This is a genomic window from Limnospira sp. PMC 289.06 (assembly GCF_032350395.1).
In the GTDB taxonomy this organism is placed as follows: domain Bacteria; phylum Cyanobacteriota; class Cyanobacteriia; order Cyanobacteriales; family Microcoleaceae; genus Limnospira; species Limnospira platensis.
In genome coordinates this window covers 29,374-46,168 of sequence record NZ_JARPLC010000028.1, presented here as the reverse complement: position 1 = coordinate 46,168, position 16,795 = coordinate 29,374, and the positions used below count along the sequence as shown (strand labels likewise).

Sequence of the window (16,795 nt, the reverse complement as noted above, 5' to 3'; positions counted from 1 at the left end):
CGCGGAGCGTCTGTATCGGCAATCTTTGGAATTGAGAACCGAATTGGGCGATCGCTTAGGCATGGGCATCAGTTACAATTCTCTGGCATTTGTCCATCGGCAATTAAATAAAATTCCCGAAGCCATTGCCGCCTGGAGAGCGGGTTTAGCCATTTGTTCCCCAGACAGATTCCCCTTAGAAGCCTTGGAACTCGGTCGCAATTTGGGCAATATTGCCTTTGACCTCCAAAACTGGGAAACCACCATCGAAGGCTACAACCAAGCTATCCTTGCCATTGAACAAAGCCGCTACTGGGCCACCTCCGAAGCCACCAAACGGGAACTCGTCGCCAACTCCCTCGATATCTATGAAAACATGGTGCAAGCCTGCATCAACAACCAAGACTACCCCCAAGCCTTGCTCACCGTCGAACGCAGTAAATCCCGCACCCTCCTCGAACTCCTCGACAGCGCCAACCTCTACCCCAAAAACGCCACCAACGCACAAAAACAACGCATCAGCGACCTGCGCCGTCAAATCGGCAGCTACCAACAACAACTCGCCTACACCCCCACCACCGAAAACAACCTCAACCAACCCTCACCCGAAACCCTCATCCGCCAACAACTCCAATCCGCTAACGAGCAACTCCAAGACCTGCTCACGGAACTCGACGACCCCAACTTCACCCTCACCGCACAAGTCCCCGCCCAACTCCCGGACTTACGCCGCCTCCTGCCGCCCCAAACTGCCCTCATCGAGTGGTATCTCCCCAGTGAAGCGGAATCCGGATTTTACGCCTTCCTCGTCACTCGCCGCCGAGACCAGCAAATCCAGATTACTCCCCACCACTTCAGCGCCGAAGACCGTCAACACCTCGACCAAGCCCTAAAGGACTACCGCAGCGACTACGGAAAACCCTCCTGGAATCAGCAACTCCCCCAACGCCTGGAAACCCTCAGCGCCGCCCTGCAACTCCCCCGCCTGCTGGCTGAATTATCGGAGATTCAACACCTCATCCTGATTCCCCACCGGGAACTGCACCTCATTCCCCTCCACGCTCTCCCCGTCTCTCTCCCCTCGCCTTCTGGGAGTGAAACCAAACCCCTGCAAGACTGGTTCCCGGTGCAATATGCCCCCAGTTGTCAAATTCTCAACTACCTCCAAAACCTTCCCCCCGTCAACCGGGAAATAGCCCCCTTCTTCGCCATTCAAAACCCGACAGAAGACCTCGACTATGAAAATTTAGGGGTGGAACTGTTGTGCCGGAAATTTAGCCCCCATCAAGTCTTGCGCCATGACCAAGCCCGACTGGCTAATTTAACTGAACCCGACACCCAAACCTTTCTTGAGCAGAGTCACGCGGTCCACTTTGCCTGTCACGGTGAATTTGACGTTTGCAACCCCCTCAACGCCTATCTGAGACTGGCGAATGGGGAAAAGCTGACCTTTGTGGATATTGTTACCAGTCTTAGTCTTCCAGTGTGTCGCCTCCTGGTTCTCTGTTCTAGCCAAACGGGCTTGGTGGAAACCTCCCTCACGGATGACTATCTGGGATTATCCAGTGCCTTTTTATTGACCGGAGCGCGAACGGTGGTCGCCAGTCTCTGGAATGTGGATGAACTGGCGGCGACTCTGGTGACGCTGCGCCTCTATCAAATTTTACCCGACTATCCCTCGGTTACGGCTGCCCTGCAAGCGGCTCAAACCTGGTTACGGGGGTTATCTTGTGATGATGTTCTTGACTGGCTCAAACATGAGTTCAAAGCGACGGAGGAAGAGTTGGAAGAAGTGGAAGACCGTTTGAGTTTATTTGATGACCCGCCCTTTGAGTCTCCTCACTACTGGGCGGCTTTTGTGGCGATCGCCGGCCCGTCGGGATAATTATAGCGCTGCGCGTTGACGTAGTTACAGGTTATGATTAGGTCAGTTGATCAAAATATCAGAAAACCGCTGATGGCAGTATGTGCTACGCACAGGCGATCGCCTATAATAAAACCGGGAAAATACATTCAATTATCCCCAATCAAAGATGGGGAGAAGTTTAAGGAATTTGTGGCTGTAAATGGCGATCGCCTCGCAGAAGATAACACCCAAGCCATTGGTATTTTGCCTCTAGTTCTCCGTTAATCCCCTAAGCGATCGCTTTTCCCTGGGAAGCTAATGGGGGGGATAATTGGCATAGGGCATAAGGCATAGGGCATAGGGCATAGGGCATAGGGCATAGGGCGATCGTAGTTGTGCTGAGTTGCCGTTGTCTGATTAATACTTAGATATCTCTCCTATAGCTGATCTGGAAACTGGTTAAGATTGACAAGCCAAGCCGGTCTGTACTACCATAATAATGAGGGTTCATAGACAATGAACGCCAAATAAAATAGTATGACTAGGTAGCAACAGAGGATCAGTATGGAGTTATTCAGTATCGGTCACTCTAATCATGAGATAGATGCTTTCATCTCCCTACTCCAAAAGCATCGAGTAACCGCTGTTGCTGATGTACGTTCACATCCCTACAGCCGATTCTTGTCACATTTCAATCGCTCATCCCTACAAGAGTTTCTCGCTCAACAAGGAATTCAATATGTTTTTCTGGGACGGGAACTGGGTGCAAGACCTAGTAACCCCGACTGCTATATCAATGGTAAAGCAGTATATGAAAGAATTGCTCTTACAGATGCTTTTCACCAAGGAATTAAGCGACTTCATAAAGGTTTGAAAAAACATAAGATTTCGCTGATGTGTGCTGAACAAGATCCATTAACCTGTCACCGAGCCATCTTGGTCTGTCAGCACTTACGGGATTTTGATATCCCTATAAATCACATCCTAAAGAATGGGGATTTAGAATCTCATGAGCATTTGGAAGATAGAATGCTTGTTAAGCATGGTTTTAGGGATTTTGGCGATGCACAAGAAGTTCAGCTTTCCCTATTTTCCCCAAAGAGTTTACCAACAAGAGAAGAATGCTTGAGCCAAGCTTATCAACTTCAGGGGGATGAGATTGCTTATGTAGAAAAGGAAAATAAGACCCATGAAAACTAAGAAAAATCAGGTGGATTTATTCACCATAGGTTTCACTCAAAAAAGCGCACAAATTTTCTTTGAAACTCTGAAAAAAGCAGGTGTTAAGAAAGTTATAGACACTCGTTTAAATAATGTATCTCAATTAGCTGGATTCGCCAAAAGAGCAGACTTAGAGTATTTCTTGAAAACTATCGACGATATTGATTATGTGCATATTTTAGACTTGGCTCCCACCAAAGATATTCTTGATGAGTATAAAAAGAAAAAGGGAGATTGGTCGATATATGAGCAGAAATTTTTAAAGCTGATGGCGGATCGTGAAATCGAAAAAAAGCTGTCCCCAGATTTAGCTGATGGGGCTTGTTTGCTTTGCAGTGAGGCTAAACCTCATAACTGTCATCGTCGCTTAGTTGCGGAATACTTAAACCAAAAATGGGGAAATGTAAACATTCATCACCTATAAGTGGTAAGGATGATGTCAAAGTTAATTTGTCTTGCTAATTCTCGGAAGCACAATGACCGTTGTATTGCTGGGATAGAAATATCTACAGGGAAATGGGTTCGTCCTGTGACTAGCTTCGATGATGGTCGCATTCCGGTAAATATGTCTCAGATTAATGGAAGGCTTATCCAACCACTAGATATTGTTGATATACCTCTAAGTGATACAGGAAATGGATATGAATGTGAGAATCGACTGATTTTAAGGGGTTCCTGGAAGCACGTTGGCAGAGTTAGCCCTACGGACGTAGTTTGTTATTGTGATGATGAAATTATTCATAGTCATCGTCATGATTGGCTGAATGCTATCCCCTATTCATACATATCTTCATTGCCTCGCCATCAAAGACGTACATTACAAATAGTCAAGGTTGACGGGTTTGAAACTTGGCGCAATAATTACGGCAAATGGAAAGGGGAAATTCCTTTACAGGGCGGTCACAGCTTAGTCTTGAACGTGACTGATCCAGAGCTTTGTACTAAACTAGACAATGACTATATTTTAAGTCCTGAATGTCTGGTGGTTCTTAGCCTTTCTCAACCTTGGAAAAAGCCGAATTCTGATGATGAACTTCTATGTTACAGGCTAGTGGTTGCTGTTCTGGAGCTGTAAATAAACCCGCCCCGGCAAAAACCAACTTTTTCCTCGCAGACAACATAGCCCAAGTCCGATGGACTCAGGCTATGCTTTGATAATATAGGCCAGCGATTTTATAAAAGGGGTGCTGGCGGTTTACTAAAGTAGTTAATTCTCATCAAACCATGAGATTGTGAAGATCTTGTGGAGGAAATCAAGAAATTTTCACCAAAATTTTGGCTATGGATCTGACGAAAATCACACGGGATGCCCGCAAGCCCTCGTCTTTCAAGGGAGGGTTAGGGCGACTCGCGGGTTTTAACCCGCGTTTATTTTTTAGGCTATAATGGCTGATACCAGCGCGTACAGTGTCAAAATGTTGGTGATCGAATACAAAGTCAAACCCAAGCCACATCAAGTCGAAGCCATTGATGAAGCAATACGGACAGCACAGTTTGTCGGCAATAAGGTGCTTCGTTATTGGATGGACAATCGTGGCATAGGTAAGGTTGACTTATTTCGATGCAACACAGCACTGCGGAAGGTGTTTGATTTGGTCAAAGATTTAAACTATCATGCTTGTCAAACGGCAGTTGAAAGAGTTCTCGGTGCGATTACTCGTTTTTACGAGAATTGCCAAAACCAGGTCAAGGGGAAGAAGGGGTATCCAAGATTCAAAAAACATTCTCGTTCGGTAGAATATAAAGTCTCTGGATGGAAACTATCAGACAATAAACCGCAGATCACTTTTACCGACAAAAAAGGTATTGGTAAGCTCAAGCTGATAGGCTCTAGGGATATTAATTACTATCAGCCTGAACAGATTAAGCGAGTGAGGATTATTAGACAAGCAGATGGATATTATGTTCAATTCTCCATCAAATTAGATCCTAGAGATACCATAACCCCTTTAACTCCTTAGGCCCAAAAACATTTAAGAGTAAGCAGACAGCGAGAAGAGTTTGTCAAAAGCGTGGCACTCCGTTTAGTCCAATCTAACGGTTTGGTAGTTTGTGAAGACTTGAATGTTCGAGGTATGGTTAGAAATCATCGTTTAGCCAAGTCGATAACCGATGCAGGATGGGCTACTTTTAAACGATGGCTAGGGTATTTTGGGGATAAGTATGGCAAATTGGTTATTGCTGTTCCACCCCATAATACTTCTCAGAATTGTTCTAATTGTGACCAAAGGGCAGAAAAGTCGTTATCTACTCGCACTCATGTCTGCCCTCATTGCAGATATACAGACTTCCGTGATAGAAACGCTGCTTTAAACATATTGCCAAAAGGATTAAGTATGGTGGGGCGCACCAAATCTCAAGCTTCAGAGATTTGCCCTCTAGTTTGGTTGGAGAAATCCTGCTAAATTATGGCAAGTCTATGAATGAAGAATCCCCGTCTATTTAGAGCGGGGAGCGTCAAAACAAGGGTAGTTGCTCAGGGAATTTTGGGGTAAGATTTGTTTGGGTTATGCCTAAACCCGCTGTGGGGACTGCGGATAAGTCATCATACCGGACGATTGATTCTGTGGGTTGCACCACGGCTACTGCTGGAAGTTTTAAGATCTCAACACGCTGAAAGCTCGGTGGCTTGGTAGCCCCGTCTCTTTAACGGGGAGGAAAAGCGACAGGCGTGCTTACGCCAGCGGGTGCTATGGTATCATATAACTGCCTTCTCTAAGACCCGAATGAAAGGGGCTTAACATCCCGTGAGGGCAGACTTGCATAATGCAGAAATGTCGGTAGCAAAGTGGTTTCATCGGCGAGAGGCAAAAGGGACATCGAAAAAAAGTAAAGGGAAGCCTTATGGTTACCTATAGGGGCGCTTTGACTACGCCTGTGAGAACTTTTGGTTCATTCCCGAATCTCCGTTGCTTTAGCGTGGAGAGAGTCAAATATTCACAAGAAGGATGGTTATTCGTATGCCAACTAAGTGCTGCCCCTCGTTTACTCCGGCAGCCAGCCCAGCTGAATACAGCTATGGCGGGGGTCTCTAGGAGGGAAAAAAGATGACGAATTTGAGTCTAATTAATTCCAACGGACAATCTGCATCTATCCCGTCAGACCAAAACGGGTGCTGTGACGATCGCACTTTAGAGCAACTGGATCTCGATAGCATTAACGATCACCTCACAAATGCTAATGCTACTGATATTGTGACATGGGCTGCGGACACTTTTGGCTCAGGGTTGTTGATGAGTACCAGTTTCGGCATCCAATCGGCGGTGATGCTACATCTAGTTACCCAGGTAGTTCCAGATATTCCGGTGATTTGGGTCGATACGGGTTATCTTCCCCTTGAAACTTACCGCTTTGCTGAAGAATTGACTAAGCGCCTCCAACTCAATCTGAAAGTTTATCAATCTTCCATGTCTCCGGCTAGGATGGAAGCCCTTTATGGTCGTCTGTGGGAACACAATGATCTCGAAGCCTTTAACCGCTATGACCAAATCCGCAAGGTTGAACCTATGCAACGGGCTTTAAATGAACTTGGGGCTACGGCTTGGTTGGCGGGACTTAGGGCTGATCAGACCGCACACCGCAAAACTTTACGTTGTATTGATTACCAATCGGGTCGTTATAAGGTTTACCCGATTCTCAATTGGCATTCCCGCGATGTCTATAAATATCTAACCGCCCACGACCTCCCCTATCATCCCTATTTCGACCTGGGTTACACTACTGTTGGTGATTGGCATTCCAGTCGCCCAGTGACGGATAGTGATGAAAGCGATCGTGATACCCGGTTCCGGGGACTTAAACAAGAGTGTGGCTTACACCTTCCCAAAAGCGACGAAGAAGCCAAGAGTTTGGATTCTAGTTCCCTGTAACATGGTCTCGCCTATTATGGTGACACCCAGGGCGATTCCCCGGCTTCCGTCTATAATAATTATGTTAACTTTATGTTAACTTTTGTAACAAAAAATTAAGAAATGTTGCGAAATTTTTTTTGAGAGGTCGCTCCTTGATTTCTGATTCGTTTGGTGGTATCATTTAGAGAATGGGAATATATACATTTTTTTTATTCGGATACAGATTTCGATTATATAAAAAGTATATGTCAATATCTTATCATGAGTCTCTAAAACTTGTCAACCCTCAGCGGTTAACGAGGGGTAATGGGAATTTGTACTTCACTATATTTTAAATAAGGGGGAGTCATAGGGGAATTATAAAACAAGCGTCTTGGGGGTCCAAAAATTTGATATTCTGGATGTTGTTGTAGCCAGTCTTTCAATTTATCCAAATGTATTTGGTAGCTTTCCCAAGTATAAGGACCTTGAATCCCAATGCTAACTACCATCATTTCTGGGGTATCTGTGACGGTGACATCAGCATCAACAGTTTGGGGATTAATTTCGGGTTGAGAGTATAAAAAAGAGACATCCGCCGCTGATGTTTCTTCCCAGGAACCCTCCTGTAAATATCGCGCCTCGACGGGGGTTGTCATGGCGATATTATTAGTGCTAATATGTTGGAATAGGGGGTTAAATGCCATGCGGGTGGCGACGGTTAAATCTCCCTGGTGGCGATAGGTAACAGCCCGATAATGGGGGTATTTTTTAACTTCAATAGTTCCAATGTCTGTAGGTTCTGGGAACCCTTTGGGTAAATCGGCTGGCATTTTGATTAACTCCTAGATTAAACAATTATCTGTGATTGTACATGATCAGGTTCCTCAAGTGTTATCAATTGCTGTAAGTGATGTGGTGTGGGACAAAAATCTGATAATTGCTGTGGGTGATTTATGGTGATTTCGGGTTTGTCTCGATACATAATAACTCGACCGCTAATATAAACATATCCTCGCCCCAGACCAGCATAGCGACGATTGATTAATCGGACAATGGGTGCATTTTTCTCGCTTTTGGCTTCTGGTATCCATAACTTGATAATATGGTCTTTTGAGCCGGTATGAATTAAGGCGCTATTACCAATCCATTTGGTGATACCATCTTGTAAATCACAAAATATAGTAATCCATTGTTTACTAGCGGCGGCGGCTAGAATTTCGGGATAGTCAAAACGGACAGAAAGAACTCCGGCTGTTTTTCCATGATGGCGATAATCTTGAATAATACCATCCCTTAATGACCACCAACAGTTTAAGAGTTCATAATCACGAAAGGGCTTATTTTGAGGTAAATTGCGATCCCAAATAATGCGATTATGGGCTTGAGCGATCGCTTCTGCTTCCATCATTTGGCGGTGATAAAATTGCGATCGCCCATATTTAATATAATAGGGACTCCAACCTTCTTGAATTAATCGCAAGTTATAATGATCATCGCCTTTATGAACATAGCAAATCAAGCGACCATAGGTATCTCGGTATTTGTCTAAACAGACTTCTAAGGAATCATCACTATCAAATTCCAAATCCACTTTAGTTAATGTTCCATCAGCTTCTGTGAAGTATTTTTTAGCCATTGCTGAAGCCTCTATTCCGGTTTGCGTGACCGGTTTGGAACCTTTAGCAAATGATTCCTCAGTATCAACACAATGCAATCGCAGAGGTTCTCGGCGACCATTTAGCAAGACTTTGATAGTATCTCCATCTACAATTTTAGTAACTTGTAGGTTGTTAATTCTAGTTCCCACTTTTCTATAACTATACTGGTAATTGACAACATTCTTCGATAATTTCAGCTAAAAGTGCCATAATCAGGTAGCAGGATTGGGAGTCTGTTTCCCTCAAAAAGAAGCAAGCGATCGCCTCAGTCCTGGATACCGAAATGAGGTAAAGCTACTATTGAAGATAAACAATGATATCATGAATATGGGAAGGTTAAATCTCCAAAAATGCCAAGTTTGATCAGATAATTGTCAGATGTCCTTTCCTTAGTCTAGGTTTCCCCTGGTCCCTAGTTTACTCGGGGATGACCTGTAGGAAGCTAAACTCCTGTGATTAATGCTTAACCATCATTTAACTATGATATCCCTAACATTAGCTAATTTTGGTATTGTATTTGTGGGAAGTGTATTTTTACTAACAGCGATCGCCAAAATTATTGAGCCCTGGAAATTCGCCCAACATATCGCCCAACTGAGGCTATTTAATTCTCGGTTAATTGAACTGATAACTATAACTTTTATAGCCGTAGAAGCCACCATAGGAAGCGCGTTAATTTTCGGGGCGACACCCGCCATGATCATCCCGTTGAGTATCATAATTTTAATCGGTCTTTCGGGGTTAACTTATTGGAGTACATCGACGGGAAAAACGGAAGATTGTGGCTGTTATAATGGCTGGCTAAAAATCACCCCTAATCAAAGTTTACTGTTGAATTTACTGTATATTATTTGCCTAGGTGTGGGTTTAATTGGTAACTATAACGAAGGGACTATTTTATGGCGGTGGATGATAGTTATAGCCACGTTTTTAATTGGCTATGCAGCCGCCTCGGCTTCCCTAGAGTATTTAGATAATCATGGCTATCCACTAATTGATTTAGCGCCGATTCAAGCCAACAGACCTTGGCAAAATCAATGGTTAGGGGAAGCGGTAAATTTAGACCTAAGTTTGGGTTCAAAATTAATCGTTTTTATGAGTCCCCGCTGTCCTCAGTGTAAGGACTGGTTACAGGTGTTAAAAATTGTCCATGATTGCCACGAATTGCCTGATGTTTTAGGGGTTGTGGCGTTTACTAATTATGATGAAATGCGGTGGTTTGTTGATAGTCATCAACTCAATTTTTCGGTGGTCGCTTTAGATAGCGTAGCATACGATCGCCTAAAAATTGATACTGTCCCCACCGCTGTAATAGTGGAAGATGGCATCATCCGAGAAAAATGGGTGGCGGGAATGCCTGCATCATTTGTTCAACGCATTAAACAGGCGCTATCTGTGGGTTAAATAGGGAAAGCCACAGACTTGAGAATGGTTAAAGGTTGTTGTTGCTTGAGTTGTGCCAATTGTGCATCATTGCCAACCAGTAGCGCCCCCGCAAACCCCAAAGAATTAACGGATATGTTGTGAAAAGTTTCTTGCGATCGCGGTATAATTAACAGCCAATTTCGAGTCGCCAATAAGTTATAAGGTGTGGCGGGTTTCCCATTATCATTAATTGAGATTTTGAGGAAATCCAATGATTTTAAATACTCTGCCAAAGTGACTTGGGCGGCTAATTTATAATCAGTGACTAAACCGGGTTCAAATAATGATAAAGTATGGCGAAACTCAAAGGGGGGTATTTTACCAATTGAACCAGAAAAAATACTAGATGCGATCGCCTTTTCAATCGGCACATTTAACCCATTAGGAATTAGGGGAAACGGCACAAGTTGAAGGTGTTTATGGCGTTGACTAGCCCCCGCCTCTCGACCACCATTATAGAAGGCTAAACCGTCAATTTCGGTCAAAGCCAGCCACATAGCCTCAAAATCTTCTAAGGTTAGTAAACTATCCTGTTCTTGAAAATCCCGCGTTACTATTAACAGATGATAATCGACGACATTAAACTTATTAAGTAAACCCACATGAGTAACTGATAAATTCTCCACAAATAAATCAGGATCATAGGGTAAAAAAGGATTAAATTCTACCCCGGTGACGGTCTGGGTGGTGACCTGCTTTGGCTGGGCTGTAGCCTTGCGTTGTAGATTATCTATCACCCTGACCAAAAAAGGGATTTCCGCCTGTTCTACAATTTGGTAATGGGTGCTAATAGGCTGTAATGCACCGACCTCTAAAGCCCGTGCGGTTTGCTGTTGAAGTTTGAACAGTAATGTCCCTGGTTCTAGCATGGTTAATTATGGACTCAGTAAGTCATCAGTAAGCCCAGCAATTATATCAAGTTTTAGCTGTGATATTTGCGGAAATCGCTGTTTAATTAATATGGATGATGTCGCCGGGAATATATGCCGCCCAGTCATGTTTGCCTAAATTTTGGGGGGGGGAAAGATTGCCAGAAAAACCAGTAATGGTATACAATTATTAGATAGTCTAATTGTAGCATAGCCTATGATGGTAAACATGACAGCCATGAGTCGCGAACCCAGGTTAAGTGAGGACAATTATCGAAGTCATATCCTGAGTATTGCACCCATGATGGATCGGACCGATCGCCATTTTCGTTACTTCATGCGACAAATTACCCGCCGCCCCCTACTGTATACAGAAATGGTGACAAGTGCGGCAATTATTAACGGCGATCGCCACAAATTACTGGACTTTTCACCAGTCGAAAAACCCCTCGCTCTTCAGGTTGGGGGAGATGATCCTGAACAACTGGCGACCTGTGCTAAAATCGCCGAAGATTGGGGTTATGATGAGATTAACCTGAACGTGGGTTGTCCGAGTGCGCGGGTGCAAAATGGTAACTTTGGCGCTTGTTTAATGGCGGAACCCGAAAGAGTTGCTGAAGCTATATCAGCCATGAAAAAAGCCGTTAATATTCCCGTAACAGTTAAGCATCGTATTGGTATCGATAATCGCGATCGCTATGAAGATATGACCGCATTTGTGCGGGTGGTCGCCGCCTCTGGGTGTCAGCGTTTTACCGTTCACGCGCGCAAAGCATGGCTACAAGGATTAAGCCCCAAAGATAACCGAAATATACCCCCCCTGCGTTATGGAGATGTTCACCGTCTCAAGGCAGAATTTCCCCATTTGACAATTGAAATTAATGGAGGATTTACTACCCTTGAACAGGTGAAACAACAACTAAAAAAAGTCGATGCGGTAATGATGGGTCGCGCCGCCTATGATAATCCCTATTTATTTGCGATCGCCGACCGAGAAATTTACGGCGACAATATCAACCCACCCACCCGTCATCAAGTAGTAGAACAAATGCTTCCCTATATCGAAAATTGGTTAAGTCAGGGAGGGCGGCTTAACAGCGTTGTCCGCCATATTCTACAACTTTTCGCTGGACAACCAGGAACTAAAGCCTGGAAGCGACATTTAAGCGAAAACGCACACCTTCCCGGCGCTGGCGTGGAAGTAGTTAAAGCCGCTTTAGCCGAGGTTCCCTGACTCCCAAAAGCGATCGCACTGACAACTAGATTAACCTAGAAAAAACTGAAGATATTGCTATCTTCTAAACTCACATCAATCACCTGGTCTATGATACCAACCAGTTGGTCAGAACCCGCTATATAAATAGCTGTGCCATTATTAACCTCCGTTGGTGTCACCTCAAGTCGATAGTCATCAGGATTACCGATTAAAACAATGATATCTTGATTGATATCGAAGTCACTTACTATGCTGTAACCTTCCCCCGGAAGCATTACAAAAGTATCATTTCCCTCCCCTCCCACGAGAGTATCAGTACCTTTTGCTCCTCCATATAGGATATCATTACCCTTGTCTCCAAACAAAATATCATTACCATCACCTGCGATCAGGGTATCATTACCCTGACCACCATAAAGGGAATCATTACCGTTTCCTCCAAATAGCAGATCATCATCCTTATTTCCTAATAAGATATCATCAGCATTACCAGCAACTAGGGTATCATTACCCCGACCACCAAACAGAGTATTATTTCCCTCGACACCGTTCAGGAAATCATCACCTTGAAAACCTAGCAAAGTTTCATCTGATGCTGTCCCAATAATTACATCATTATTGTCACTACCAAACCACTGATTGGGGAAAGGTTGAGTAATCGACCCATCATTACCTCCTGGTAAAACTTCCGGGATTTCTGGGATGAAATTATCCAAATTAATCAATTGATTAATTGCTTCTATTCCCAGTTGTTCGGGTCCTATTGATATTGATGTTTCATCAAAAGTCGGAAGTTGAATCGGAAAGAAAAGAGATTCTTGAGAGGCGACAGGTTCCTCAAAAAACAGTCCCGGTTGCGGTTCCGGTTCCGGTTGTAATGCAATAGGCTGCGCTTCTAATTCTGGTTCTGGTTCTGGTTGCGGTTGCGGTTGCGGTTGCGGTTGTAATGCAATAGGCTCCGGTTCTGGTTCTGGTTCTAATGCAATAGGCTCGGTTTCCGATTCGGATTCTGTGTCTGAATCATCAACAATAGGCTCGGTTTCCGATTCGGATTCTGTGTCTGAATCATCAACAATAGGCTCGGTTTCCGATTCGGATTCTGTGTCTGAATCATCAACAATAGGCTCGGTTTCCGATTCGGATTCTGTGTCTGAATCATCAACAATAGGCTCGGTTTCCGATTCGGATTCTGTTTCAGGTTCGGATTCTGTTTCCGAATCATCAACAATAGGCTCGGTTTCCGGTTCGGATTCTATTTCCGGCTCCGAATCATCAAAAGTTGGTTCTATTTCCGGTTCCGAATCATCAACAATAGGCTCGGTTTCGGCTTCCGAATCATCAAAAGTTGGTTGTATTTCGGCTTCCGAATCATCAATAATTAGCTCGGTTTCGGCTTCCTAATCGTCAAAAGTTGGTTCTATTTCCGGTTCCGAATCATCAAAAGTTGGTTGTATTTCGGCTTCCGAATCATGAATAATTAGCTCGGTTTCGGTTTCCGCATCACGTTCTAGTTGAGATTCATCAAAATCGGAAAATTCATCATCCATTGTAAGTAGTCCTCCAAATTAATATAAAACTCCGGGTAGTACACCTAGGGTTAGGGTAGTTGACTCGTCGATTCGATGCTATTTATATGGCCAAAATTGTGCGATCGCAGCCATGATAAAACCCCCAGCCACTAACCCAAACCCTCATCAGGTCTGTACTTCTCAATTCAATTATATCTCAGGGTTTCTGATGAGATGGAAACTTTATCAAAAATTAACATCTTGGCTGGATTTATTGCTATGATTGAAAAGGGGAGATGGTGAACTTAACTGGCTCTAGTTATCGGGACAGGTATCGACAGTAATTGTTAGCAATTCAAAAGGTTTTGAATCAGGTTGGATAACTGTTTTAATTTAATGGGTTTAGTTAGATATTCATTAGCTCCAGCTTCTCGGCATTTTTCAGGTTCGCCAGTGGTGTCTAAGGCGGTTAATGCAATAATTGGTAAGTTAGTTAACTTGAGATTTTGGCGAATATATGTAATGGCTGCTAAACCATCAAGCACAGGTATTTGAATATCAATTAAAACTAATTGGGGAGATTGGGATTCGATTAAAGCGATCGCCTCCTGTCCATTTTGGGATATCAATAAACTATAGCCTTTAGCTTCCAGATAACTAGACAGTGTAATCAGTAATGGTTGGTTATTTAGCGCTAACATAATTAACGGAGATTTGGGATTATTAACAGTAAAATAACTCGGTAATTGCCAGTTAGATTTATCCGGTAAATTGGTGAGATAATTTGAGGTTTTATGATAAGGTAAATAAACTGTAAAACAGCTACCTTTCCCCAGTTGACTGCTCACCTCAACACAACCGCCATGTAATTCTATGATTTGTTTAACTAAAGCTAATCCGAGTCCCGTACCACTATATTGACGATTGAGACTACTATCAATTTGGGTGAAAGGTAAAAACAGTTTATTTAAATCATCGGGAGCAATCCCAATTCCGTTATCTATCACTGAAAAATAGATAGATTGAGGAGTTGAAATAGCCGCATTAGGAGATGTTTTGATGCCCACATTTAAGTTAATTTTACCAGATTTATGCGTAAATTTTAACGCATTACTGAGCAAGTTAATTAGCACTTGACGCAGCCGCCGATTATCTACTTTTATCAAAGTTTTTTCTAATGCTTGGGGAATATTAATCTCTATATTAATTTGTTTGGTAAACGCCAAGTGATTGACCAAAGTTAAACTAGAAGTACAGAGTTCCTGAACTCGGACTTCAGTTAAATATAGTTCTAGTTTCCCCGCTTCTATCTTAGATATATCGAGAATATCGCTAATTAATTCTAGTAAGTGTTTCCCACTTTTTTCAATCATGGCGATCGCATGATGTTGATTAGAGTTCAAAGCCCCTAATATTCCTTCTTTTAATGCTTCCGACATCCCCAAAATCCCATTAAGAGGGGTACGCAGTTCATGGCTCATATTCGCCAGAAACTCATCTTTAAGGCGGGTAGCTCGGTCTAACTCGGCTACAGTTTTTTGCAATTCAATTTCCATCAATTTACGTTCACTGATGTCTACAACTACCCCATCCCAAACAATATCGCCATTAACTTGTCGTTCCGGTTGAGAAATGCCCTGTATCCATTTATTTTCACCAGATGGAGTGACTAATTTACCTTCCCAAGACCAAGTGTTTAAAGTGGTAGCAGATAGCAAAATTGATGCTTTTAGAGATATAAAATCTTCCGCTTCAAAAAGTTGGAATAACTGATTAGCATCTCGGGTAATTGTATCAGCATCTAAGCCAAAAATTTCTTGACAGCGTTCACTCATATACATAAAATTATGGGAGCCATCAGGATGCAAAACATATTGATATAAAACCCCCGGCATATTATTAGCAATGCGCCCAAATCGGTCTTCACTTTTCTTGATAGTGTCGGCGGCTTTTTGGCGTTCCCTAAGTGCTGTTTCCTGTTCGGTAATATCCCTAATTACAAAAACTACCTCATTGTCACCACAGGGAGCCACCCGCACTTCTTCATGGCGCAAAACTCCATCAATCACTACATCTTGTTCATAGGTTTGTAGGGTTTTAGTGGCTAGGGCGGTTTGCGTAACCTGACTATATTTGGCAGCAATAGGGGGGGGTAATAGTTCCATAATAGAGTAACCAATGGCTAGTTTGGTATCTACTAAATTGCCGACATATTCGGATGGATAAATAGCCAAATATTCCCCTTGGCTGTTCAGTCTAAATACTAGGTCAGGAATCGCTTGTAAAGTTGCCTTGAGTTGTTCTTGGCTGCGTTGGAGGGCATTGTAGAAAGCCTGGCGCTGGGTAATATCATTGGAAATACCACAGAGGGCATAGGGTTGTTGATTTTGGTCAAACAGGATAAACTTATGGGAGAGGAAAGTATAATTTTTATCATGGATTTTCACATCTTCCTCAAACTGATGGAAGTGACAAGATTCAATTACTATGCGGTCATGTTTTTCAAAAACATCAGCCACTTCGGGGAGGTAAAAATCATGGTTAACTTTGCCAATGATATCTGCTAGAGTACAGTTAAATAATTTCAGAAATGCTCTGTTAACAAAGATATGTCGTCCTTGTAGGTCTTTGACATAAATTACCGCCGGAGCAAAATTGAGCATTGCTTCTAACTTAGCTTCACTTTCTCGGAGGGCGGCGGTACGTTCTTCTACACGCACTTCTAACTGTTGATTTAAGTCGGCTAAGGCTTGGGTAGTGCGATCGCGCTCAATAGCAATAGAGGCAATATGGGCGCTGAGGCTGAGAATTTCTAAGTCTTGATTTTGGGGAGTGCGACAGGTCTTGAAATAAACCGCAAAAGTTCCTAAAATCTCTTGGTCACTACCGATCGCCGGAGCCGACCAACAAGCCCGCAATTGATATTCTAGGGCTAAATGTCTGAAGTTTTGCCATAGGGGGTCAGTAGCAATGTCAGCAACGATGACAATATCCCGACAAAAAGCAGCTTTTCCACAGGAACCGGCTTCCGGACCAATGAGCATCCCATCTAAAGCCTCGGAGTAAGCCTTGGGTAAATTAGGGGCTGCGCCGTGGTGTAGTTTCCCGTGGTCGCATAGTAAAATCGAACATAATCCCCCCTGGAATTGCTTTTCCATTGACCTGGCTAGGGCATCAAGAATTTCGGGAAGCGGGTCTAACTTAGCCATGATAATTTTTTGCTCAAGATGCTACAGTGAA

General features: G+C 43.4%; 17 protein-coding genes. 11 read left to right on the top strand and 6 right to left on the bottom strand.

Annotation, left to right across the window (positions count from 1 at the left end; all coding sequences use genetic code 11):
- The 8 genes from P5674_RS08755 to cysH form a co-directional block, all read left to right on the top strand.
- On the top strand, positions 1-1,864 hold a 1,864-nt coding region (locus P5674_RS08755; protein WP_315642678.1), incomplete at its 5' end, for a CHAT domain-containing protein.
- Between the two features lie 72 nt (positions 1,865-1,936).
- Positions 1,937-2,110 carry a hypothetical protein gene (locus P5674_RS08750; protein WP_234933778.1) on the top strand — a complete coding sequence of 58 codons (174 nt, stop codon included), beginning with the start codon at positions 1,937-1,939 and terminating at the stop codon, positions 2,108-2,110.
- A gap of 279 nt (positions 2,111-2,389) precedes the next feature.
- Entirely contained in the window at positions 2,390-3,025 is a 636-nt protein-coding gene (locus P5674_RS08745) for a DUF488 domain-containing protein (protein ID WP_006617573.1), read from the top strand.
- Entirely contained in the window at positions 3,015-3,470 is a 456-nt protein-coding gene (locus P5674_RS08740; RefSeq protein WP_006617572.1) for a DUF488 domain-containing protein, read from the top strand. The genes P5674_RS08745 and P5674_RS08740 overlap by 11 nt, the downstream gene beginning before the upstream one ends.
- 12 nt (positions 3,471-3,482) lie before the next feature.
- Entirely contained in the window at positions 3,483-4,121 is a 639-nt protein-coding gene (locus tag P5674_RS08735; RefSeq protein ID WP_231852231.1) for a dual OB domain-containing protein, read from the top strand.
- A 310-nt stretch (positions 4,122-4,431) separates the two neighbouring features.
- Complete coding sequence (locus P5674_RS08730; RefSeq protein ID WP_035737818.1) at positions 4,432-5,007, top strand: RNA-guided endonuclease InsQ/TnpB family protein; 576 nt, start codon at positions 4,432-4,434, stop codon at positions 5,005-5,007.
- A 51-nt stretch (positions 5,008-5,058) separates the two neighbouring features.
- Complete coding sequence (locus tag P5674_RS08725; RefSeq protein ID WP_014275768.1) at positions 5,059-5,451, top strand: RNA-guided endonuclease InsQ/TnpB family protein; 393 nt, start codon at positions 5,059-5,061, stop codon at positions 5,449-5,451.
- A 642-nt stretch (positions 5,452-6,093) separates the two neighbouring features.
- Positions 6,094-6,915, top strand: a complete 822-nt coding sequence (gene cysH / locus P5674_RS08720) for a phosphoadenosine phosphosulfate reductase (protein WP_014275769.1) — start codon at positions 6,094-6,096, stop codon at positions 6,913-6,915.
- Positions 6,916-7,190: 275 nt separating this feature from the next.
- Here cysH and P5674_RS08715 read toward each other — a convergent pair whose 3' ends face one another.
- A complete protein-coding gene (locus P5674_RS08715; protein WP_006617569.1) occupies positions 7,191-7,709 on the bottom strand; it encodes a heme-binding protein in 519 nt (172 codons plus the stop codon).
- Between the two features lie 17 nt (positions 7,710-7,726).
- Positions 7,727-8,686: a thermonuclease family protein gene (locus P5674_RS08710; protein WP_006617568.1), complete on the bottom strand. Its 960-nt coding sequence runs from the start codon at positions 8,684-8,686 to the stop codon at positions 7,727-7,729.
- Between the two features lie 331 nt (positions 8,687-9,017).
- Here P5674_RS08710 and P5674_RS08705 point away from each other — a divergent pair, with 331 nt between their 5' ends.
- Positions 9,018-9,941: a MauE/DoxX family redox-associated membrane protein gene (locus P5674_RS08705; protein ID WP_043469045.1), complete on the top strand. Its 924-nt coding sequence runs from the start codon at positions 9,018-9,020 to the stop codon at positions 9,939-9,941.
- Here P5674_RS08705 and P5674_RS08700 read toward each other — a convergent pair.
- Entirely contained in the window at positions 9,938-10,831 is an 894-nt protein-coding gene (locus tag P5674_RS08700; RefSeq protein WP_014275771.1) for an ATP adenylyltransferase family protein, read from the bottom strand. The two genes, P5674_RS08705 and P5674_RS08700, sit on opposite strands and share 4 nt — an antisense overlap.
- A gap of 217 nt (positions 10,832-11,048) precedes the next feature.
- Here P5674_RS08700 and dusA point away from each other — a divergent pair, with 217 nt between their 5' ends.
- Positions 11,049-12,065 carry a tRNA dihydrouridine(20/20a) synthase DusA gene (dusA, locus tag P5674_RS08695; protein WP_035737825.1) on the top strand — a complete coding sequence of 339 codons (1,017 nt, stop codon included), beginning with the start codon at positions 11,049-11,051 and terminating at the stop codon, positions 12,063-12,065.
- 35 nt (positions 12,066-12,100) lie between these two features.
- Here dusA and P5674_RS08690 read toward each other — a convergent pair whose 3' ends face one another.
- Positions 12,101-12,763 carry a calcium-binding protein gene (locus tag P5674_RS08690; protein ID WP_231852233.1) on the bottom strand — a complete coding sequence of 221 codons (663 nt, stop codon included), beginning with the start codon at positions 12,761-12,763 and terminating at the stop codon, positions 12,101-12,103.
- Positions 12,764-13,193: 430 nt separating this feature from the next.
- Between P5674_RS08690 and P5674_RS08685 the strand changes: the two genes are divergently transcribed.
- On the top strand, positions 13,194-13,448 hold the full coding sequence (locus P5674_RS08685) for a hypothetical protein (protein WP_315669934.1): 255 nt from the start codon (positions 13,194-13,196) through the stop codon (positions 13,446-13,448).
- Here P5674_RS08685 and P5674_RS08680 read toward each other — a convergent pair.
- Both P5674_RS08680 and P5674_RS08675 read right to left on the bottom strand, forming a co-directional pair.
- Positions 13,445-13,594, bottom strand: coding sequence for a hypothetical protein (locus P5674_RS08680; protein WP_014275775.1), 150 nt, complete (start codon positions 13,592-13,594; stop codon positions 13,445-13,447). The genes P5674_RS08685 and P5674_RS08680 overlap by 4 nt on opposite strands.
- Positions 13,595-13,902: 308 nt before the next feature.
- Complete coding sequence (locus P5674_RS08675; protein WP_014275776.1) at positions 13,903-16,764, bottom strand: hybrid sensor histidine kinase/response regulator; 2,862 nt, start codon at positions 16,762-16,764, stop codon at positions 13,903-13,905.
- Between the last annotated feature and the right edge of the window lie 31 nt (positions 16,765-16,795).

What these genes read in the sequence shown, in the direction of transcription:
- P5674_RS08675 (WP_014275776.1), bottom strand. Translation starts at nt 16,764, where the DNA reads ATGGCTAAGTTAGACCCGCTTCCCGAAATTCTTGATGCCCTAGCCAGG.
- P5674_RS08705 (WP_043469045.1), top strand. Translation starts at nt 9,018, where the DNA reads ATGATATCCCTAACATTAGCTAATTTTGGTATTGTATTTGTGGGAAGT.
- P5674_RS08715 (WP_006617569.1), bottom strand. Translation starts at nt 7,709, where the DNA reads ATGCCAGCCGATTTACCCAAAGGGTTCCCAGAACCTACAGACATTGGA.
- dusA (WP_035737825.1), top strand. Translation starts at nt 11,049, where the DNA reads ATGATGGTAAACATGACAGCCATGAGTCGCGAACCCAGGTTAAGTGAG.
- P5674_RS08740 (WP_006617572.1), top strand. Translation starts at nt 3,015, where the DNA reads ATGAAAACTAAGAAAAATCAGGTGGATTTATTCACCATAGGTTTCACT.
- P5674_RS08750 (WP_234933778.1), top strand. Translation starts at nt 1,937, where the DNA reads ATGGCAGTATGTGCTACGCACAGGCGATCGCCTATAATAAAACCGGGA.
- P5674_RS08735 (WP_231852231.1), top strand. Translation starts at nt 3,483, where the DNA reads ATGTCAAAGTTAATTTGTCTTGCTAATTCTCGGAAGCACAATGACCGT.
- P5674_RS08745 (WP_006617573.1), top strand. Translation starts at nt 2,390, where the DNA reads ATGGAGTTATTCAGTATCGGTCACTCTAATCATGAGATAGATGCTTTC.
- P5674_RS08680 (WP_014275775.1), bottom strand. Translation starts at nt 13,594, where the DNA reads ATGGATGATGAATTTTCCGATTTTGATGAATCTCAACTAGAACGTGAT.
- cysH (WP_014275769.1), top strand. Translation starts at nt 6,094, where the DNA reads ATGACGAATTTGAGTCTAATTAATTCCAACGGACAATCTGCATCTATC.
- P5674_RS08730 (WP_035737818.1), top strand. Translation starts at nt 4,432, where the DNA reads ATGGCTGATACCAGCGCGTACAGTGTCAAAATGTTGGTGATCGAATAC.
- P5674_RS08700 (WP_014275771.1), bottom strand. Translation starts at nt 10,831, where the DNA reads ATGCTAGAACCAGGGACATTACTGTTCAAACTTCAACAGCAAACCGCA.